Consider the following 21,136-nt stretch of genomic DNA (forward strand, 5'->3'; position numbering starts at 1 on the left):
GACCTGTTGGCGAAAAAGGGGCCCTGGAACAGAATATGCCCATGTACACCACACTCATTTCCGCATCCGACCTGCAAGCCCTGCTACAAAAAGAAAACCCACCCTTTCTGTTCGACTGCAGCTTTGACCTCACCGATGCCCGCGCCGGCGCCGACCAGTTCCAACAAGGCCATCTTCCCGGTGCGGTGCATGCCGACCTCGACCTGAACCTGAGCGACAAGCAGCACCCAGACGGCTTGCTCGCCGGGCGCCACCCCTTGCCCGAGAAAGCGACCTTCGCCGCATGGCTGGGCGCCGCAGGGCTGAACGAAGGCCAACAGGTGGTGGTGTACGACCGCCAGGGCGCAAACTACTGCGGCCGCCTGTGGTGGATGCTCAAATGGTGCGGCGTCGAGGCAGTCGCTGTGCTGGATGGGGGCTTGCAGGCCTGGCAAGCGGCTGGGTTTGCACTGGAGACCGGCGCTGTGCAAGCCGCGCACCCGGCCGCGACAGCCCCGTTGGTGATGCGTGGGTCTCTGGTGCCCACGGTCGATACCGCCACCCTTCTGGGCAGGCTGGGCGACACCGGGCTCACCGTCATTGACGCCCGGGCAACGCCCAGGTTTCGCGGCGAAATTGAGCCGCTGGACCCTGTCGCTGGCCATATTCCGGGAGCGCTCAACCGGCCTTTCGCTGCCAACATGGCGCCTGACGGCAAATTCAAGTCCGCTGCCCAGTTGCGGCAGGAATTTGAAACACTACTGGCGGGGCGCGACCCTTCCAGTGTTGTTCACCACTGTGGCAGCGGCGTCAGCGCCCTGCCCAACCTGCTGGCCATGGCGGTGGCTGGCATGGGTCTCACAGCGCTCTATCCCGGCAGCTGGAGCGCCTGGTGCAACACGCCCGGCACACCGCGGGCACGAAGCTAGACAACAGCAGCCCGGCTTGCGCCCCCTGACAAGGTGATCCCCCCGTTGTAAAGAAATGCACCCAAAGCGCCGATAACCGCATCAAGACCTCGGCCGTCATGCCGCGGTCAAACCGAAAGCCCCATGTCAGCCCCCAACGCCAAGCCTCATGCCAATGCGAGCATGGCCGCCGCCAGAATCATGCGCACGGCCAGCATTCTGGTGGCCGTGCCCTCGAGCATCGCAACCGGGATGGTGTACGGGGTTTTCCAGGGGTCTGAGCACAACGTCACCTACGAGCTGCAAACAGGCCTCCTCATGGCCGGCGCAGGGTGGATCAGCGCTGTGCTGGCAAGCTGGGTCAACGCCAGAACCCTGGCCATGGCCCTGGTTTTTTCGGTACAGGCGATCGCCATCTACATGGTGATCACCTTCGGGTCCATCCGCGCGGCGGAATCGGTGTTGTTTCTGGCGACCGTGGCGGCAGCGGGTGTCTTTCTCAGCAGAAGGGCCCTGCTGGTTTCTTTGCTGACCAGCGTCACCGCGCTGGGCGCGGCGACCTACGCTGAAATTGCGGGTCTGCTCAAACCGCTGGCCAACCCGGTCAACGCCACCACCTGGTTCACCCACGCGGCCGTGCTCTTCGCGGTTGCCTCCATCGTGCTCTATGCCCGGCTGACCACGCGCAAGGTCTACAGGGATCGCATCGAGGCACTTGAAGAGAACAAGCGCCTGGCCCAGGAGCGCGACCACAGCCTGGAACACTTCACCCGCATCTTTCGCACCAACCCCAGCCCCATGGTGGCGCAGGTGGCCACCACGGGAAAAATCATCGATGTGAATCCGGCCTTCGAGCGCTGCTACGGCTACACGAAGCAAGCGGTTCTTGGCAAAACGGACGTAATGCTGTGGGCCAAGCCAGAGCAACGTGAAAAGCACATGCATGAGCTCAAACGCGACAAGCGCGCGGAGCAGCACGTTGCCACGGCCGTGCGCTCCGACGGCAGCCAGTTTGAAGGCCACATTCGCAGTGAACTGGGCAGCGAAAGCGTAGACAGCCTGGTCATCACCACCATCACCGACATGACGGAGCAAAACCTCACCCTGATCCGTTTGCGCCGATCGGAAGAGCGTTTCTCCAAAGCCTTCAACCTCAGCCCGCTTGATCTGGCCATCACCCGGCAAAGCGATGACGCCGTGGTTGAAATCAACCGCAGCGAAGACGGCAGCAACACCGAGCCCTTGTCAGACCCCATCGGTTTGCCCGCGTCAAAAGTTGGCCCGTGGTTTTCAAGCGCAGACCGTGAAGTCTTCATGGGTCGCTTGAAAATGCAGGGCTATCTGCATGGCTACGAGGCGACCCTGGTGCGCCCCAACGGCAGCAGCATGGACGCCAAGGTCTGGGCCGAACAAATCGAAATCGATGAAGAGGCCTGCATCCTCACCTGCATCGTGGACACCAGCGCGGAAAAACGGCGGGAAACCATGCTGCGCGACATCGCCAGCGGCATGAACGGCCACACCGCGCAAGCTTTTTTCGGTGTCCTGACCCAACACATGTCGCATGCCCTCGGGGCAGACATGGTGTTCGTAGGAGAACTCTCGCCACCGCATACGATTCAAACCATTGCTGCGTCGAAAAACGGCCGCCTGGTTCCCAACTTTTCTTTCTCGATTGCCGACAAGCTGTGTGAAAAGGGCATGGACCAATTTGAACCGCTCGTGCTCGGTGAAGGCCTGAAAGACAGCGAGAAGTGGAAAGACCTGGACGACGACACCTGCTATGAGGCCACCATTTGCCAGGCGCTGCACGATATCGATGGCAAACCCATTGGTCTGCTCAATGCCCTGTGGCTCCATCCCATCACCCCCAGCGGAGACGTCGTGGCGCTCATGGCCATTTTTGCCAGCCGCGCCAACGCAGAATTGCTGCGCTTGCGGGGCGACCGCAAGATCGAGCATCTCAATGAAACGCTGGAGCAGCGGGTTCATGAGCGGACCGCCGAGCTCAGCAAACTCAACGCCGAGCTCGACTCCTTTGCCTATTCCATTTCCCACGATCTCAAATCGCCACTGCGCGCCATCGATGGCTTCACCCAGTTGTTGAGCGAGCGCCTGGAGAGCCGCCTGGAGCCCGAAGAGCAACATCTGATGGCCCGGGTTTTGAGCGCCACCCATCGCATGGCCACGCTGATGGCCGATTTGCTGGCGCTGGCCAGAGTCAGCCAGGTACCGCTGCGGCGCGAGCGCCTCAACCTCAGCGAACTCGCCGCACGCGTCTGCACGAATCTGGCCCGCGACCCCTCCTGGGCCAAGGTGCGCTGGCAAGTGGAGCCCGGCGTGTATGGCAACGGCGACGAAGAGCTCACGCGCACCGTACTGGAGCACCTGATCGGCAATGCCTTCAAATACACCCGCGACCAAGCCAGTCCGCTGGTCGAATTCGGGCAAATGCAGGGCAGTGAAGAGGCCGCCCCGGTGTTTTTTGTGCGAGATAACGGAGCCGGATTTTCCATGGCACACAAAGACAAGCTTTTTAAGCCGTTTCAGCGCCTGCACATGCCCGATGCCGGGTTCGACGGCACGGGCATTGGGCTGGCCACCGTGCGGCGCATTGTCGAACGGCACGGCGGATCGATCTCGGGCGAAGCACGGGTCAACCTGGGTGCCGAGTTCAGCTTCAGCCTGGGAGACAGCAAATCAACGGACAACAGCGAAAACGACGCTCCTGAGCGCCTGGGTGTGAGCGCATGAACACCATCGAGCCCTCCTCCCGGCCATTGCCGGGTTTCTCCACAACGCTCAACGACCTTCACTCGACCGCCATGAAGGCGTTGCTGCTGAGCGTGGGCGTCAGTGCATTCTTCGTCGGCATCGCGGTATTCGCCAGGGAGGGCTGGAGCGCCCTCACCTGGTTTGCCATATTCACCACCGCGGCCTCTGGTGGCATGTGGATCCTGCTCAAGCAGGGGCGGACTCATCTCGTCACCCGCTGCCTGGTGGCCATCTTCCTTCTGGTGGGCACCGGCGGCACCATCCACAACGGCAGTGTTCGCAGCGCTGCCGCCTATCTGATGCTGGCCAGCATGGTCGTCGCCGGCAGCTACATGTCACGGGCAGAGGCGCTGGCCGTCGGGGCCTACATCGTCATCACACTGGGGGTGCTCAACTGGTTCGAACAGCAGGGTCAGCTCTCGGGGGTGTTGCCCGTAGCCGGCTGGACGGTCTGGGTGGTTCAATCGGCGGTGATGGGTACGATACTGATCACATCCCTCTATGGTCGCTACCGGCTCATGCAGGTGGTCCGAGACCAGGAGGCAGCACTTGAAGCCGCACAGACCGCGCAAACCTACCTTCGCGCCAGTCAAAGCCGCTTTCAGGCGCTGTTCGACAACAACCCTGTTGCGTGTCTCGTGCAGTCCTTTCGGACCATGCAGGTGCTGGACGCCAATGAAATTTTTTGCGAGCTGTTTGGCTACGGGCGTGATGCCCTGCGCAGCGAGCCGCTGCCGGCCTTCTGGACGGACCTCGGGGCGGAACAGCTGTTTCGCCAGGCGCTGCTCGACCATGGGCATGTCAGGGGGGTCTATGCGAAAGGTGTCAAAAAAGATGGCACCACGATCGATTGCGAGGTCTACGGAGAAGTGATCCGGCAGGCCGAGGAGCCCATTGTGCTGATCATGGTGCTCGACATCAGCAAGGAAACCGCGTCACGCAGTGAAATGGAGAAGGCTCAGGAGCGCTTTCGCAAGGCTTTCGAGTTCAGTCCGCTGGGCATGACCATCACGCGACTCACCGACGGGCAGATCAAGGCGGCCAACGCAGCGAACAAGAATGTGCTGGGCTGGACCGCCGAGGACTTTGCAGGCAAAACCATGCAGGGTGTGGGGGTCTGGAACGAAGATGCCGACCGCCAGCGCTTTGTGGACGGCTTGCGCGCAAATGGTCGCCTGCTCGGTCACGAAACCACCATGAGAACCAAACAAGGCGGTTTGGCGAGCGTGCGGGTGTGGGCCGAGCGGATCGAACTTGACGGCGAAGCCTGCGCACTGTCGTTCACCCTCAACGTGACCGAGGAAAAGCAGCGCGAGGCCATGCTGATCAATATCGCCAAAGGCGTGTCCTCCCAGACAGGAGAGGCCTTCTTCCCCTCTTGGGCAGAGCACCTGGCCACAGCCATTGGGGCGAACAAGATTCTGGTGGTCGAGACCGCGGAAGAGGCCCGCTTCAACACCTTGGCACTGCACGCCAATGGCACGCTGCAACCGCTCGAAGCGGTCAACATTCCCGCCAAACTGCTCGCCCGCCTCCTGCTCCAGGACGGCATTTTGTTCATCGAAAACTCTTCGGCCAAAGATGTGGATCTCATCCCTTCGTTCGAAGTAGCCCAACCCCACCCGGTCCAGGCGCTCGCCGGGATCGTACTGAAGGACGCTGATGGCAGCGCCATCGGACTGATCTATGTGGATTGGAATGCCTCGCCTGTGCTTCAAAGCACCCATTTGCAGGCCTTGCTGTCCATTTTCTCTAGCCGGTGCAATGCCGAGCTGGTGCGTTTGCGGCGCGACCGGGAGATCAACCGCCTGTACGAAACGCTGGAACAAAGGGTTCATGCCCGCACCGCTCAGCTGCAGTACCTCAACAGAGAGCTGGACAGTTTTGCCTACTCGGTCTCACACGATCTGAAATCACCGCTGCGCGCCATCGACGGGTTCCTGCACCTGCTGCACGACCAGATGGCCGGGCGGATGACAACAGACGACGAAGAACTGTTTGAAAAGGTGTCTTCTTCGGCTTCACGCATGGGCAGCCTGATCGCCGACATGCTCTCCCTGGCACGGGTCAGTCAAGGGCAGCTTCAACGCATGGACGTGAACCTGAACGATCTGGTCGACACCGTCATTCGCCGTGAATTCGACGGTGATTCCACCCACCAGGTCGAGATCGTCATCGAGCCCGACCTGCATGCCGACTGCGACCCGAGGCTGGCGCAGATCGTGTTCGAAAACCTGATCGGCAATGCCTGGAAGTACACCCACAAAAAGGCCCACCCGCGCATCGAAATCGGACAACGGCCCCTCGATCCGGGCTTGCCTGCGGTGTTTTACGTGAAAGACAACGGTGCGGGGTTCGACATGGGCCAGGTCAATCGCCTGTTCCGACCCTTCACCCGCCTGCACTCATCCCGGGAGTTCGAAGGCTCGGGCATCGGGCTGGCCACCGTGCGCCGGATTCTGGAACGTCACGGGGGCTTTGTGCGCGCAGAAGGCGTGGTCGACCAGGGGGCCACCATCGAGTTTTGTTTCGGCGTCGACGGAGTGGACTAGGTTCGAACAATCAGTGTCCGGCATGGGCCAGGCTGCTGATCACGAACACCAGTCCGATACCCACGCCCAGCCAAACCACCTGGGCCACGGTTTCGCGAAAACTCAGGCGTTTTTGCAACTGTGGAATCAGGTCAGCCAATGCCACATAGACAAAGCTGCTGGAGGCCAGCACCAGGAAAAAGGGCAAAAGATCCTCAAAACGGGCCAGCAAAAAGTAGCCCACCACGCCGCCCAGGGCGGTCACGGTACCGGCCATTGACACTTTGACCACCGCCGCGCGATCGGTGCCCGAGGTTTGGCGCAGAACCACCAGATCGCCAATGTGGTGTGGCACTTCATGGGCCAGCACCGCCAGCGAAGTGACCACGCCGAGCCGCATATCGGCCATGAATGCCGAAGCGATCAAAATACCGTCGCCAAACGCATGCACGCTGTCGCCCGCCAGCACGGCCCAGCCACCCGAGGGCCGTTCACCGCCATGGTTGTGATGATGGACATGGGTATGACCATGGTGCTCGTCGGAGCTGTGATGGCCACTCGCGTCAGGGTGGTGGTGCTCATGACCATGGTGCCAAAGTTCTGCCTTGTCGAGCAAAAAGAAAAAGACCAGTCCGCCCAGCAACATGGCAAACAGTTGCTGCGCACCCATCTGGCTCTCGAACGCCTCCGGCAACAAATGCATGAAGGCGGTGGCCATCAAGGCGCCCGCGGCGAGGCTCAGCATGTGCTGGGTGTAGCGCCCGAGCATGGCCATGCCCAGAACGGCGGCGAGCAGGACACTGCCGACGCCGGCGGCGATGGTTCCAATCAGAATGGCGATCAAGGTCATGGGGTTCAAAAATCTCACATTAGCGGGGCAGACAACCAGCCGGTTTCGCACCGGGTCCGATGCTACCCACAAAAAAGGGCCGCAGTTGCGGCCCCCTGTCCCTGCGCCCCACGTTTTTCAGCCCACACCGTTGGCCTTGAACCAGGCCGTGGCCCGCTTCCAGCCGTCATCGGCGGCTTCTTTGCGGTAGCTCGGCCGGTAATCGGCATTGAAAGCGTGCGGTGTATCGGGGTAGACCACGAAGGTCGATGCCTTGGCAGCCGCGTTGCCCGCAGCCAAGGCGGCTTTCATCTTATCAACCGTGTCAAGCGGGATGCCGGTGTCGGCCCCACCATAAAGGCCTAGAACTGGACCGTTCAGCGCGCCCGCAATATCCACCGGCTGCTTTGGGTTGAGTTCGCTCGCCTGTCCCACCAAACGGCCATACCAGGCCACGCCGGCTTTGACCGCCGGGTTGTGCGCCGCATAAAGCCACACATGGCGCCCGCCCCAGCAAAACCCGGTCACACCCAGCCGGCTGGTATCGCCGCCATTGGCTGCAGCCCATTTCACGGTGGCATCCAGATCCCCCATGACCTGTGCATCGGGTACCTTGGAGACCACTTCGGCAATCAACTTGGCCATTTCGCCATAGCTTTGAGCATCGCCCTGGCGCACAAACAGTTCAGGCGCGAGTGCCATGTAGCCCAGGTGCGCAAAGCGCCGGGCCACATCGGCAATGTGTTCATGCACACCAAAAATTTCCGACAACACCAACACCACAGGCAAGCCCGTTTTGCCCGCTGGCGCTGCGCGGTAGACCGGCATCTTGAAGCCGTTCACGTCGATCAACACCTCACCAACGGTCAGTCCGTCGGCCGATGTTTTGACCGCGGTCTGCGCCATGATGGGCAAGGCGGCAGCGGCGTAGCCCACGCCCAGGGCCGCCTTCAATGCCGTTCGCCGCGTGGCTCCATTGCCCAGCTCACGGGCATCGAGCAAGGCCTGGCTGTCAACAATCAGATCGTTTTGAGGCATCGAAAATCTCCTGTTCAAAGATGCAGAATGAGGCAATCGCACTGCGGACGGTGCCAGTGTAGACAGATCCGGTCAGCACCGCCAAGTTCACAAACGCTTTCAATACCGGCGTTGCGGGCTTGGGCGCAGCCGTCCACAATGGTCAAGGTAACGGAGACAAGCGGGAGGCAATCACCATGCAGACACTCGGCCCCATCCTTCAGTTTCTGGGCAATGAGAACCACACCTGGGGCGTCAGCTTGCTGCTGATTGCCGCGCCCGGTGACCCGCCCCCCACGCTCCAGCTCGATCCACCCGCCCAGGCCGGTCCGCCCACCTCAAGCGTAGTTCCTGGACACCCCGGCGTCGCCTGGCGCTTTGATATCGCCGTACCCCAAGGCAATGCCGCGGTGGAAGTCAACTACCAATGCAACGGCACCGCACACCGGTTCCAGGTTCCAGCTCAAGGGACCTCACCCAATCTGGGCTACGTTTCGTGCAATGGTTTTTCAGACCTGCGCGTCAAGAAGAGCCTCAAGGAACCGCAAGCCCTGTGGTCACGCCTGGCCCGCCTGCACCAGCAGATTGACCGCGTCGACACCACGACCTACGGCCCCCTACATGTCCTGCTCATGGGAGGCGACCAGATCTACAGCGACGATATGTGGACCGCCATCCCTGAACTGCTCGCCTGGACGGAACTGCCCTGGCCACGTCGCATCAGGGCGCCATTCACCGCATCCATGCGCAGCGCACTGCAAAAGCACTATGCCCAACTCTACATGGACCACTGGGGCCAGCCCGAGCAGGCGGCCATGCTTGCCAGCGTGCCCGCAGTGATGATGTGGGACGACCACGACATCATCGATGGATGGGGCTCACACCCCACAGAGCTCCATGAGTGCGCGGTGTTTCAGGGCATTTTTATCGCCGCAAAAGCCGCATTCGAACTCTTTCAGCGCCAGATGCTGGGCGCCCCGCCACCGGCGACCCTGCCCACCCAAGACCACCACAACAGCGGATACCGCTTCGGCTCGGCCGGGCTGCTGGTGCTCGACATGCGCAGCGAGCGCAGCCCCCGCCGCGGTGACATCAATGCCACCGGCGGTTTGCTGAACGCCGAGCAGGTGATGAGCGAAAAAAGCTGGCGCGCCGTCTACCAGTGGCTTGATGCCCAGGCCGCCGTGGGCGATATGAAACATCTCTTTGTCATGAGCAGCATCCCTGTGGTGCACCCCAGTTTTGAGCTGCTCGAAAAAATGCTCGGCATCCTGCCTGGCAAGCAAGAGATTGAAGACGACCTGCGAGACCACTGGACAAGCCCGCCCCACAAGGCAGAGCGCCTGCGCCTGGTTCACCGGTTGCTGCAAGCCAGCGCAACCGGTACCCGCATCACCATTCTTTCAGGCGATGTACACGTGGCCGCCGTCGGCGTCATCGAGTCGGACCGGACCGACGTGCCGGAAAATGCCCGCATCGTGAACCAGCTCACTTCCAGCGGCGTGGTTCACCCGCCCCCCTTGGGCGTAGCGCTCTATTTTCTCGAACAAGCCTGCCAACAGATCGAAACCATCGACCGCGGCATCACCGGCGCCATGTACGAATTCCCCACCACACGCCACCGCATGATCGGTTGCCGCAACATCATGACCATTCAGCCCGATGCGCCCGGCAAAGGCGACCGCATCTGGGTCAACTGGTGGGCCGAGGGCGAAGCCCACCCCTACACCAAGGTGATTCACGCCGTGAAGTGACGCTCGGCAAAGCCGGGCCTCAGTGGGCCTTGTCCCAGTTCGGTCCCATGCCGACTTCCGCCAGAAGCGGCACCTTGAGTTCGGCCACGCCCGCCATCAGGCGTGGCACTTCGGTCCTGACCCAGTCCACCTCGCCCTCAGGCACCTCGAACACCAGTTCATCGTGCACCTGCATGATCATCTTGGTGGCGCGTTTCTGTTCGTCCAGTGCTTTCTGCACCGCGACCATGCTGAGCTTGATCAGATCGGCCGCCGTGCCCTGCATGGGCGCGTTGATGGCAGCGCGCTCCAGGCCGGCCAGCTTGGCGCCCTTCTGGTCTTGTATGCCGGGCAGTTGCAAGCGGCGGCCGAACACCGTTTCCACATAGCCTTTTTCCCTGGCCATGGCTCGGGTGTCGTCCATGTACTTCTTGACGCCAGCGAAACGCTCGAAATAGCGGGTGATGTAGTTTTTGGCCGCCGTGTTGTCGATGCCCAGTGACTTGGCCAGACCAAAAGCGCCCATGCCGTAGATCAAACCGAAGTTGATCACCTTGGCCGAGCGGCGCTGGTCGGCGCTCACCTGCTCCACAGCCACGCCAAACACCTCGGCCGCCGTGGCCCGGTGCACGTCTTCGCCCGCCAGGAATGCGCGCAACAAGGCTTCATCGCCGCTGATGTGGGCCATGATGCGCAGCTCGATCTGGGAATAATCGGCGCTGACGATCAGGCTGCCCGCAGGCGCCACAAAGGCTTCACGCACGCGGCGACCTTCGGCCGTGCGAATCGGGATGTTTTGCAGGTTGGGGTCGTTGCTGGACAGCCGCCCGGTCACGGCAACCGCCTGGGCATAGTGGGTGTGAACCCGCCCGGTGCGCGGGTTGGCCAGCTGCGCCAGTTTGTCGGTGTAGGTGCCCTTGAGCTTGCTCAAGGAGCGGTGCTCCAGCAGCTTGGCCGGCAGCGGGTAGTCTTCGGCCAGTTTTTCCAGCACCTCTTCGTCGGTGCTGCGCGCGCCCGTAGCGGTCTTTTTGACCACCGGCATGCCCAGCTTGTCAAAAAATATCTCGCCCAGTTGTTTGGGCGAGCCAAGATTGAACGGCTGGCCGGCGATCTCGTAGGCCTCTTGCTCCAAGGCATGAATACGTTGACCAATTTCGTGGCTCTGTTTGGCCAGCGTGGGCGCGTCGATCAACACGCCATTGCGCTCGATGCGGTACAGCGTTTCGCTGCTGGCGATTTCCAGCTCGTAAATGAAGCGCAGTTTGTCATCGGCCAACAACTGGGGCCAAAGGGCGAGATGCACATCCAGCGTCTGGTCGCTGTCTTCGCAAGAATACTCGGCGGCCTTGGCCACATCGACCTGCGCAAACGGAATCTGGTGTGCGCCCTTGCCGCAAAGATCCTCGTAAGCGATACCGCTGCGGCCCAAATGGCGCTCGGCCAGGCTGGACAGGCCATGCGGCTTGTGCACCTCCAAGACATAGCTTTGCAGCATGGTGTCGTGCGCATAGCCCTGCACCTCGATGCCGTGGTTGGCGAACACATGGCGGTCGTATTTGACGTGTTGCCCGAGCTTCAAGTGGGCCGGGTTTTCCAGCCAGTGCTTGAGCTTGGCCAGCACTTCGTCCAGCGGCAACTGCTCGGGCGCATCCGGGCCCGCATGGGCCAGCGGAATATAGGCTGCTTCACCGGGTTTCACGCTGAACGAAATGCCCACGATCTGCGCCATCATTTCATCGAGCGAGGTGGTTTCGGTGTCCACCGCCACCAGTTCGGCGGCCTGTACGCGCTCCAGCCAGGTGTCGAACGCGGCCCAGGTGAGCACGGTGTCGTAGCCCTCAGTAGGCACAGCCGCAGCCACTTCGGGCCCGTCAAACAGGCCCGGCGGGCCGGCTTTTGCGGTTTTTGCCCCTTTGGGCGCTTTGGGCGCAGCCGGCGCGGCGTCGCCACCGCCCACGGCCTTGGCCAGTCCCTTGAATCCGTAGGTTTCGTAAAACGCCCGCAATGGCTCCGTTTGCGGCTCGCCCATGCGAATGCTTTCCAGTGAAGGCATGTCGGGGACCCAGCCGTTCAGATCGCAATCGGTTTTGATCGTCAGCAACTGGCGCCCGGTGGGCAGCCAATCCAGCGCCTGGCGCAGGTTTTCGCCCACGGCGCCCTTCATGTTGGCAGCGTTGTCCACAATGGCCTGCAGCGAACCAAACTCGGTGAGCCATTTGACGGCGGTCTTGGGACCCACTTTGTGCACGCCGGGCACGTTGTCCACCTGATCGCCCACCAAAATCTGGTAGTCCACCATCAGGCTGGCTGGCACGCCAAACTCTTCCAGCACCCCGGCCAGATCACGCCGCTTGCCACTCATGGTATCGATGATGGTGATGTGTTCGTTGACCAGCTGCGCGAGATCTTTGTCGCCGCTGGACACGATCACCTCCATGCCCTGCGCGGCGGCCGCCACCGCCAGCGTGCCGATCACATCGTCTGCCTCCACGCCCGGCACATCCAGTACCGGCCAGCCCATCAGCTTGACCACTTCGTGAATCGGCGCGATCTGCGAGCGCAAGTCGTCCGGCATGGGGCTGCGCTGCTCCTTGTAGGCCGGGTAGATCTCGTCGCGGAACGTGGGGCCTTTGGCGTCGAACACGCAGGCGGCATAAGCGCTCGGGTACTCCTTGAGCAGCTTGTTCATCATGTTGATCATGATGCGGGTGGCGCCGGTTTTTTGCTCCGTGCCATCGGGCAGGGTCACGCTCATGCTCTCGCCACCGGCAAAAAAAGCGCGGTACAGGTAACTGGAGCCGTCGACCAGCAACAGGGTGGATTTGGTGGTTTTTTCGTCAGACATGGCGCCATTGTGCGGGAAGCCGCAACCGCCATACTGCCCCCTACAATGCAAGATTACCCAATCATCTCGCTGCACGCCATGTCCAAGTCGAACTCTTTCCTGCCTGGGGCCCGTCTTTTCGCGCTGTCCATCGCCCTGACGGCAGCCTGCGCCGCCCAGGCCCAGACTGCGCAGACCAAGGAAAGCGCCACACCCGTGCCCGCTGAGAGCCCTGCGGCCAAGCCCGGCGAGCGCATCGAGCGCATCACCCATGAGGACGAACTCGCCCGGGTTGACGAACTGCGCGTGGGCGGTCAGACCCGCAGCATCGAAGTCACACCAAAAAATGGCGCACCCGCCTACGAAATCGCTCCCGCCCCCGGCGGTGCCAACCTGAGCGACAACCCTGCCAGCAAAGGCAGCACAGGCAAAAGCCGTTGGCGCATCCTGAATTTCTGATTCTTCATGGCTGTCTATACCGAAATCCCGTTTGCCGACGCCGCTGCACTGCTGGAACGCCTGAATCTGGGCACACTCACCGACTTGCGTGGCATCCAGGGCGGCATTGAAAACACCAATTACTTCGTTACCAGCGAAAAAGACGGCGCTACCCACGAGCATGTGCTCACCGTGTTCGAGCGCCTCGGCTTCGATCAACTGCCGTATTACCTGCACCTGATGAAACACCTGGCGGGCCATGGCATTCCTGTGCCCGCGCCCGCAGCCGATGCATCCGGCGAGGTGATGCACCGGCTGCTGGGCAAACCTGCCGCTGTGGTCGACAAGCTGCGCGGTCACAGTGAGCTGGTGCCAACGGTCAGGCATAACGAAGCGGTGGGCGCCATGCTGGCGCGCTTGCACCTGGCCGGCCGCGATTTCGCCATGAGCCAGCCCAACCTGCGTGGCCTGGCCTGGTGGAATGACACTGTGCCCGTGGTGATGCCCCACCTGGAAGACAGCCAACGCCAGCTCCTGCAATCCGAACTGGCCCACCAGAACCACATAGCCTCAACACCCGCTTACGCCGCCTTGCCGCGTGGCCCGGTACACGCCGACCTTTTCCGCGACAACGTGATGTTTGAAGACGGCACCCTCACCGGCTTCTTCGATTTCTACTTCGCGGGCAACGACACCTGGCTCTTCGATCTGGCCGTGTGCCTCAACGACTGGGCGGTCAGCCACGGCGACCCAGCCATCGATGGCGAACACCAGCCCGAGCTGGCCCAAGCCATGCTGACGGCCTATCAGCGCGTGCGCCCGCTGAGTGCCGCTGAACGCAGCCTCTTGCCAGCCATGCTGCGCGCCGCCGGTCTGCGCTTTTGGCTTTCCCGGTTGTGGGATTGGCATTTGCCACGCGATGCCGCCATGCTCCAGCCCCACGACCCAACCCATTTCGAGCGCGTGTTGCGGGCCCGCGCCACCGAGGCGCGCAACCTGGCCATCACCTTGCTCGAAGAGCCTGCACTAGCGGCCTGACCCCAACAACCCATGCGACTCAAGCACGTTCCCGCCAGCACCGGTATCCAATGGGTGAAACAAGGCGTTCAAACCTTTTTCCGCCAACCGTTTGCGATTTCCGGCCTTTTCTTCATGTTCATGGCGGCTCTGTCGCTGATGTCCATCGTGCCGTTTCTGGGCTCCATGGTGGCCATCGCGATCACCCCTGCGGCCACACTGGGTCTCATGGCCGCCAGCCGGGATGCCAGCAGAGGCGTGTTTCCCATGCCCTCCACCCTGATCACGGCTTTCCGAAAGGATCCGAAAAGCACCCGCGCAATGCTGATTCTGGGAGGCATTTATGTGGCGAGCCTGTTGCTGCTGGTGACCGTGGCCATGTTGCTGGGCCCGACCCTGCCCGATGACGTGGCAGAAACCGGGCTGACGCCCGAGGTGATCAGCACCATTTTCAACAGCCCCGGGCTCTGGCTGAGCCTGCTGCTTTACATTCCCGTCCTCATGATGTTCTGGCATGCCCCGGCTCTGGTTCACTGGCATGGTGTGACACCGGTCAAAAGCCTGTTTTTCAGTCTGCTGGCCTGCTGGACGAACAAGGGCGCCATGGTGATGTACTCGCTGGCCTGGTTCGGACTGTTGATGATCAGTGTCTTTGTTGTCACCATGATCAGCCGGGCGATCGGTGGCGCAGCCATGGGTTTTGCCGTGTATCCGCTGATGCTGGTAATGGCTTCGGTTTTCTACGCTTCGCTGTTCTTTACCTACAAAGACAGTTTCGAATTCGACACCGATCTCGACGCGGTAATTGACTGAAAGACGTCTCTGGAGAAAAAAAGGGCCTGGCCTCTCACGAGACCAGACTTTTTTTTGTGGGCGCAGCGTCAGATCAACGCTTGTGAGTGCGTTCAGACCCATGAGCGCCGACTTCGTGCCCCGTCTGCCTGTGCTGCAGATCTGGCTGCTGGGGGTTGGCCGTCAAGTAACCCACCGCCGCGCCGAACTTGTCTTTGTAGTTGGCATTGATCATCGGGTCCAGCGTGGAGGCCACAGCGCTGGGCAAGCCATCGCCAGGGTGCTGGAAATTGCTCATGATGTATGTCCAGCCGTTGATATCGTCAACCGCGTGCAAGCCGGTCGACTCGGCGCCCGCGGGGGTGGACATCACGCGCGACAGCGTCCGGGTGTCGATGTTGTACGCCCACAGGAAGTTGTTGACGTGCATGCCGCTGTCCTCGCCAATGAAGAGCGTGCGCATTGTTTCCGAGTACTTGAGGTTGTCGGGGTTGGCAATGGCATCGGGGTTGGCCGTGTTGCCCAGGCTGTCGGCGGCGCCCAGGTCTTCACCAATCAACAGGGCCCTGGTGTCGACTGGAATCCAGTCGCTCTTGATGAGCGCGCCGGTATGGTCTCTTGAGCCACCCGAAAGGTTCATGGCCATCACCGCGCCAGCCTGGAGAGCCGCCGGAATCGCGATGCCGCTCGCCGGGAAGTTGCCTTTGGCATTGTTCAACACCATGGAATCGCGGCAGGCAGACAGTGCGGAGTAAGCCACTTTGTCGGCGGCGTTGACGGTGGTCCCTTCCATCTTCGTGAAGCCCATGCTCGCACCCAGGTAGGCGGCGTAGCGGTGGGTTTCAAGGAAGGCGGCGGCTTTCTCCATGCCCGTCTTGAGCTTGATCCATTCAAACTTGCCACCCACGCCAATTTTCGTGTAGCTGGCATCAGCCGGATCGGCCACGAAGCGATCAAAGATATCGGTGGCCAGCGTGCTCCCGGCCAGACGCTTGATCTCTTTGCTGCTGGCCGATCCAAGCTTGATCCAGCTCAGTGCCGCCGCCCCTTGCGTCGGATCGATTGAGAAGCCGGCACCCACTTTGGCCACATACAGCGAACCCGACGACAGGTCATTTTTCCGGTCGGCTACAAACACGAACAAACCGCCGTTCGTGGTGTCATCCCCCATCAATGCGGTACGGGCATCGGGCATCATTTGCACCAGCTCGTGGGAAATGCGGCCCATGCAGTAGTGCTTCCTGATCGTGCCTGAACCGTCGCGGTTCACGCTGACCTCCGGCATGTGACCGTAATGATAGGGGTTGGCCTTGGCTGGGTCAGCCGAGGCCGTGGCATCGCCGTAGAGGTTTTCGATGAATGCCTTGAACTGGCTGTTGCTTGCGGCGGTGAACGCATCGGGCTCGTACTCCTCGCTGGAGAGGTGCGTACCCCAAGGCGAGAGGCTTGCTCCGCAGGTGATCCACAGGCCGTTCACACTGGAAGTGTCCACGTTATGGTATTTCACCAACTTGAGCTTGCCTGTTTTCGGGTCCTGGTCAAGGGTCAGCACGGCAATGGGTGAAGGCAGTTTGCCGTACATGCTGGTTGCACCATCAGCCGCCAGAGATGTGTATTCGAACTGAACCACGGCAAACACAGGCTTGCCCTTGACGCCGTGCACCTTGGCATGTTCAACGGTGAGCAGCGAGGTGCCGTCGGGCGAGTCGGAAAAATACTGCCGCGCACCGGACGGCCCGGTGGTGTCCACAATCGGCTTGCCGTGGATATCGAAGTAGCTGCCGGCCACGATGGAGCCGCCATTGAGGTTGGCCACTTCATCACCGGTCATGAAGAGGGGCTCATAGGCCAGCTGGAAATCGGTGGATGTACCATCACTGAAGGTGGTCGTCATGACCGAACCCACCGTGGTGGTGGCCATGGCGGCAGCATCGGCCAGCGAAGGTGCGGCCATGGAACTGAAGCTCACGCTTTCGAGGGCAGCGCCACCACCACAGGCGGCGAGCAAAGCGGTTGAACTGGCCAGTGCACCGGTCAACGGCAACATGGGCGCGCTGGTCAGCATTTTTAGAACCTGGCGGCGCGAGGTGAGGACGGCTTCGGTCATGGTCGAGGGCTCCTTTTGAACGCCACCCTTCCATGCATGAAAGACAGCGCAGTTTAAAAGCCTGACTGTGGCCACCTTCCATGTCAGGACCATGAATGGCCAGTGACGGCGCCATGACACGGTCACCCCCTCGCTCTTGGCCCGGCAGAACCCCGATGCCATGCGTTTGTCTTGTCACTGTCACACGGTTTTCACACAGCCTCGCCACACTCCGCTGCGGTACATGAACCCTTCTTGAGGAACACCGTGAGCAAAAACACCCAACGCCCCACCGACTCTTTCAGCGGCGACGACATCAACACCAGCGCCAACCCGCAGTTCGACCACGTGCTGCAAGCCCGCCTGAGCCGGCGCAACATCTTGCGCGGCTCCATCGGCATGGCCGGCATGGGCCTGATCGGCGCCGCTGGCCTGGCCGGCTGCGCCAGCAGCGCCCCCATGACACCGGTTGCCAAAGCGCTCACCAGCCTGGGCTTCAAGCCCGTGGCCAAGGGCATGACCGATGCCGTGATCGTGCCCGAAGGCTATTCGGCACAGGTCATCTACGCGCTGGGCGACCCGCTGTCGGCCAACGTGCCCGCGTTCAAGAACGACGGCACGGACGAGCACTTTGACCAGCGCGCCGGCGACCACCACGACGGCATGGAGTGGTTCGGCCTCGACGAACAAGGCAAGCCTTCGCGCCACGGCGCCACGCGCGGCCTGATCGCGATGAACCATGAAGCCACGACCGACGAAAAACTCTCCTCCTTCTTCATTCATGCCAACGGCGGCACGGCCACCCTGCCTCGCCCCACGGCCGAAGTCGACAAAGAGCTCATGATCCACGGCCTGTCCGTGGTTGAAATGCGCAAGCAGGGAGATCGCTGGGCCTACAACCCTGCCTCCGGCTACAACCGCCGCGTGACCACGATGTCCGAAGCCGCCATCCATGGCCCGGCCCGCGGCAGCGAGCACCTGGTGACCCGTTTCTCCTCCGACGCCAGCAAGGTGCGCGGCACGCTCAACAACTGCGGCGCCGGCCCAACCCCTTGGGGCACCTACGTGTCGGGCGAAGAAAACTGGTTTGGCTATTTCCACCGCGACGCCAAAGACGACACCGCACGCAAAGGCGACAAACAGGTACAGGCACTCAACCGATACGGCCGCAAAGCCGGCGCCGCGAGCCGCCACGGCTGGGAAAGCGCAGGCCAAGCCGATCAATACGCCCGCTGGAACAACAGCGCCACCGGCGCCAGCGCCAAAGACGACTACCGCAACGAGATGAACACGTTCGGCTACATCGTCGAGCTCGACCCCTACGACAAGGCCCAGGTGCTGCGCAAGCGCAGCGCGCTGGGCCGCATGGGTCACGAAAACGTAACCTTCTCCCCAGTGGAGCCGGGCAAGCCGGTGGTCGCCTACATGGGTGACGACTCGCGTGGCGAGTACATGTACAAATTCGTCTCCGATGCCCTGTGGGACGCCGCCGACGCCAGCAACCGCCTGGCCGCTGGCGACAAATACCTCGACAAAGGCACGCTGTACGTCGCCCGCTTCAAGGAAGACGGCACCGGCGAATGGATCGAGCTGTCGATGAAGAACCCTAAGATCGCAGGCCATGCGGCTTTCCAGTTCACATCCGAAGCCGATGTGGCCATCTTCACCCGCCTGGCCGCTGACGCGGTTGGGGCCACCAAGATGGACCGTCCGGAATGGGGCGGCGTGAATCCGCGCAATGGCGAGATCTACTTCACGCTGACCAACAACAGCAAGCGCACCGCCGAAACCACCGATGCGGCCAACCCGCGCTACTACACCGACAAGAAAGGCAGCAAGGAGCAAAAGGGCAACGTCAACGGCCACATCATGCGCATGGCTCAGGCCCAGCCGGCCGACGTCAACTTCCGCTGGGACATCTACCTGTTCGCATCCGAAGCCGGCGCTGACCGCAGCACCGTCAACCTGTCCAACCTGACCGACGAAAACGACCTGTCCTCACCCGACGGCCTGGTGTTCAGCAAGGCCACCGGCATCTGCTGGATCGAAACCGACGACGGCGCCTACACCGACACCACCAACTGCATGTTGCTGGCTGCCTTGCCGGGGCAACTCGGTGATGGCGACGCCAAGGCGCTGAAGTACGGCGACAAGACCGTTACCACCTACGCTGGCAAACCGCAAACCCCCGCCACCCTCAAGCGCTTCCTGGTCGGCCCCAAGGGCGCGGAGATCACCGGCATCTGCGAAACCCCGGACGGCAAGGCGCTGTTCATCAACATCCAGCACCCGGGCGAAAACACCGCCATGGCCGATGTTGGCAACCCCGCCAACTATGAAAGCCAATGGCCTGCCAACATCGGCTACGGCGCAGGCAAGCGCCCCCGTTCAGCCACCATCGTGATCACCAAAAACGATGGCGGCCTGATCGGCGCCTGACACCTGCCTGCACCGAAGAATGGCCCGGTCCGGCCCCACCGGGCTATTCTTTCGCTCGCCTCTGGCCAGTGCCTTGCGCCTCAAAAACGCTTCCCGCCCGTCGATGGTCACACAAACGTCATGCCAATGTCACGAAAGACGCCCCGCAGGTGGCTATGCTCATGAAAGAGAAACCCTGGCGCTTCGCCAGCGACAACACACCTCCCGTCTCTTTACTTCTGCCGGAAAGCAAACCCATGCAAGCCCTGAAAAAAGCCCGCAAACTGATCGAGAAAAAGCCCGCCAAACAGTCGGTGCTGACGCTTTCGAAACTCATCCTCGCGCTCGAGTCTGAAACACCATTCAATCTGTCCGAGCTGTACCAGCTCGACTACGACGATTTCGAGCTCGCCCTGGAAGTCATCAAAGACTGGCGCCTTGACCGCTACTACAGCACCAAGGCCGTGCTGCTCGGGCTTTCGATGCAGGTTGAAGAGGTGGCCAGCGCCGAGCCAAACACCGAGACACCTGCTGTGGCTGCTGCCTGAGCAACCCGCCCCGAATCGGCCGGCCCCGTGTTGTGCACGGGGCTTTTTTTCGCCTGTTCGGTGGCGAACAACATGCTCAGCCAATACCCCGTTGTGACACCACAACGCGGCGAGCCCATCGCGGGTGTTGTCACAAAGGTTTTATGGACGGCTGCTGCAATACAGCCACCCGATCGCAACCAGCGACGGTCGGAGAGCGCACCAGGGTGGATGTGCTCTCCGTCAACCCTGTATTGGAGTTATCCATGAAAAAGAACCTGATCGCTCTGGCCGTACTGGCCGCCTCAACCGGCGCCATGGCGCAGTCGTCGGTCACCATCTACGGTCGCGTGGACTTGTCGGTGGGCGCCGAGAAAAACCTCGGCGAGTCGAGCAAGACCAAAATGTTCAACGGCGGCGAAGCGGGCCTCACCACATCACGCTGGGGCCTCATCGGCACCGAAGACCTGGGTGGCGGTCTCAAAGCCAAATTCAAGTTCGAACAGCGCATCAACGCCACCACGGGCGAGATTCAAAGCCCGTCCTTCAAGGCCGAGACCAGCGTAGGACTTGCCGGCGGATTTGGCGCGGTCAAGATGGGCCGTTTCTCGACCGTGTATGACGATGTGATCGCCCTGGGCAACAGCAACATTGTTTTCGATTCGGCGTTCACCCCGGCTTCCAACGGCGTGTACAAGTCGGGTGGCGACTACAGCAGCCGCTTCAACAACCAGATCCGTTATGAAGCCCCCTCCATGGGTGGCTTCTACGCTGGCCTGGGTTACGCCTTTGAACAGAACACCGGCGAGAAGGACACCATGGCCGGTTTCATGGCCGGCTACAAGAACGGCCCGATCAACGTCGGGCTGGGCTACCAGAACGAAAAAGGCAGCGACAACACGTACACGGCCATCTCTGGCTCATACGACCTGGGCGTGGCGGCCTTGTCCGCCGGCTACAACAACCGCAAAGGCTCCAATACCAATGGCAAAGACAACGAATTCAGTCTGGGCGTGACGGTGCCCGTGGGTGCTTTCAAGGTCTCTGGCGGCTTTGCCTCCAGCAAAACCACGATCGCAGGCAACACCGCAGCCAAGGCCTCCGGTTTTGCGCTGGGCGCCACCTACAGCCTGTCCAAGCGCACCCGACTGTACGCAGGATTGCGTGACTTCACTGTCGAGAGCGGCGCAGGCGTGAAAACCAAGGACAACACCTTGTACGCCATGGGCGTGCGCCACGACTTCTGATCTGTTGACCAGAGG

The 21,136-nt window shown here is 61.6% G+C and carries 14 protein-coding genes; 10 read left to right on the forward strand and 4 right to left on the reverse strand.

The features are described 5' to 3' along the window. Nucleotides 1-41: 41 nt before the first annotated feature. The 3 genes from LPB072_RS14375 (at nt 42) to LPB072_RS14385 (ending at nt 6,214) form a co-directional block, all read left to right on the forward strand. Nucleotides 42-908, forward strand: coding sequence for a sulfurtransferase (locus LPB072_RS14375; RefSeq protein WP_066084980.1), 867 nt, complete (start codon nt 42-44; stop codon nt 906-908). Nucleotides 909-1,031: 123 nt separating this feature from the next. After that, nucleotides 1,032-3,641: a PAS domain-containing sensor histidine kinase gene (locus LPB072_RS14380; RefSeq protein ID WP_066084509.1), complete on the forward strand. Its 2,610-nt coding sequence runs from the start codon at nt 1,032-1,034 to the stop codon at nt 3,639-3,641. Next, nucleotides 3,638-6,214, forward strand: a complete 2,577-nt coding sequence (locus LPB072_RS14385) for a PAS domain-containing sensor histidine kinase (RefSeq protein ID WP_066084505.1) — start codon at nt 3,638-3,640, stop codon at nt 6,212-6,214. The genes LPB072_RS14380 and LPB072_RS14385 overlap by 4 nt, the downstream gene beginning before the upstream one ends. 10 nt (nt 6,215-6,224) lie before the next feature. Here the strand turns inward: LPB072_RS14385 and LPB072_RS14390 are convergent, their stop codons facing one another. Next, nucleotides 6,225-7,043, reverse strand: a complete 819-nt coding sequence (locus tag LPB072_RS14390) for a ZIP family metal transporter (RefSeq protein ID WP_066084502.1) — start codon at nt 7,041-7,043, stop codon at nt 6,225-6,227. 117 nt (nt 7,044-7,160) lie between these two features. Continuing rightward, a complete protein-coding gene (locus LPB072_RS14395) occupies nt 7,161-8,060 on the reverse strand; it encodes a dienelactone hydrolase family protein (protein ID WP_066084499.1) in 900 nt (299 codons plus the stop codon). A 176-nt stretch (nt 8,061-8,236) separates the two neighbouring features. Between LPB072_RS14395 and LPB072_RS14400 the strand changes: the two genes are divergently transcribed. Next, nucleotides 8,237-9,793: an alkaline phosphatase D family protein gene (locus LPB072_RS14400; RefSeq protein ID WP_066084977.1), complete on the forward strand. Its 1,557-nt coding sequence runs from the start codon at nt 8,237-8,239 to the stop codon at nt 9,791-9,793. Nucleotides 9,794-9,812: 19 nt separating this feature from the next. Here the strand turns inward: LPB072_RS14400 and polA are convergent, their stop codons facing one another. Next, the gene (gene polA / locus LPB072_RS14405) at nt 9,813-12,617 is read right to left on the reverse strand and encodes a DNA polymerase I (RefSeq protein ID WP_066084496.1); all 2,805 of its coding nucleotides are present in this window, start codon (nt 12,615-12,617) and stop codon (nt 9,813-9,815) included. A 78-nt stretch (nt 12,618-12,695) separates the two neighbouring features. Here polA and LPB072_RS14410 point away from each other — a divergent pair, with 78 nt between their 5' ends. The 3 genes from LPB072_RS14410 to LPB072_RS14420 are packed head-to-tail and all read left to right on the forward strand — an operon-like array spanning nt 12,696 to nt 14,864. Further along, nucleotides 12,696-13,055, forward strand: coding sequence for a hypothetical protein (locus LPB072_RS14410; RefSeq protein WP_157559329.1), 360 nt, complete (start codon nt 12,696-12,698; stop codon nt 13,053-13,055). A gap of 6 nt (nt 13,056-13,061) precedes the next feature. After that, complete coding sequence (locus LPB072_RS14415) at nt 13,062-14,072, forward strand: homoserine kinase (protein ID WP_066084491.1); 1,011 nt, start codon at nt 13,062-13,064, stop codon at nt 14,070-14,072. Nucleotides 14,073-14,084: 12 nt separating this feature from the next. Next, entirely contained in the window at nt 14,085-14,864 is a 780-nt protein-coding gene (locus tag LPB072_RS14420) for a BPSS1780 family membrane protein (protein WP_066084489.1), read from the forward strand. Nucleotides 14,865-14,937: 73 nt separating this feature from the next. Here the strand turns inward: LPB072_RS14420 and LPB072_RS14425 are convergent, their stop codons facing one another. Then, nucleotides 14,938-16,950: a PhoX family protein gene (locus tag LPB072_RS14425; protein WP_066084486.1), complete on the reverse strand. Its 2,013-nt coding sequence runs from the start codon at nt 16,948-16,950 to the stop codon at nt 14,938-14,940. Between the two features lie 246 nt (nt 16,951-17,196). Here LPB072_RS14425 and LPB072_RS14430 point away from each other — a divergent pair, with 246 nt between their 5' ends. The 3 genes from LPB072_RS14430 (at nt 17,197) to LPB072_RS14440 (ending at nt 21,121) form a co-directional block, all read left to right on the forward strand. Continuing rightward, nucleotides 17,197-19,368 (forward strand): PhoX family protein, encoded by a 2,172-nt coding sequence (locus LPB072_RS14430; protein WP_066084484.1) that lies wholly within the window; start codon nt 17,197-17,199, stop codon nt 19,366-19,368. A 161-nt stretch (nt 19,369-19,529) separates the two neighbouring features. Further along, a complete protein-coding gene (locus LPB072_RS14435) occupies nt 19,530-19,895 on the forward strand; it encodes a hypothetical protein (RefSeq protein WP_231943250.1) in 366 nt (121 codons plus the stop codon). 245 nt (nt 19,896-20,140) lie between these two features. Then, entirely contained in the window at nt 20,141-21,121 is a 981-nt protein-coding gene (locus LPB072_RS14440) for a porin (protein WP_066084482.1), read from the forward strand. The last annotated feature ends 15 nt before the right edge of the window (nt 21,122-21,136 follow it).

This window comes from Hydrogenophaga crassostreae (genome assembly GCF_001761385.1).
Classification (GTDB): Bacteria; Pseudomonadota; Gammaproteobacteria; order Burkholderiales; family Burkholderiaceae_C; genus Hydrogenophaga; species Hydrogenophaga crassostreae.